This window comes from Paraburkholderia sp. EG287B, assembly GCF_040965595.1.
In the GTDB taxonomy this organism is placed as follows: domain Bacteria; phylum Pseudomonadota; class Gammaproteobacteria; order Burkholderiales; family Burkholderiaceae; genus Paraburkholderia.
Genome location: NZ_JBFRCG010000119.1, coordinates 1 through 255 on the forward strand (window position 1 = coordinate 1; position 255 = coordinate 255).

At 64.7% G+C, this 255-nt stretch carries 1 protein-coding gene; it reads left to right on the forward strand.

Annotated features, from left to right (window positions below; translation table 11 throughout):
* A partial coding sequence (locus tag AB4Y40_RS42985; RefSeq protein ID WP_368693002.1) for an NAD(P) transhydrogenase subunit alpha occupies positions 1 to 230 on the forward strand: 230 nt, incomplete at its 5' end.
* Between the last annotated feature and the right edge of the window lie 25 nt (positions 231 to 255).

Below are 255 nucleotides of genomic sequence, written 5' to 3' on the forward strand. Positions count from 1 at the left end.
CGCCGCTCATGGCCGTGACCAATGCGATTTCCGCGATCGTGATCGTCGGCGCGATGCTCGCCACGGGCCTGACCGTGGGCGGACCGGGCAAGTTCTTCGGCACCTTCGCCGTGCTGCTCGCGGCCGTAAACGTGTTCGGCGGGTTCCTCGTCACGCGGCGAATGCTGGAGATGTTCCGCAAGAAGGAGCCGAAAAAGCTCTCCGCCCCCGGCAGCAAGGAGGGCGCGTAAATGAGCATGAACGTCGTTACGCTGC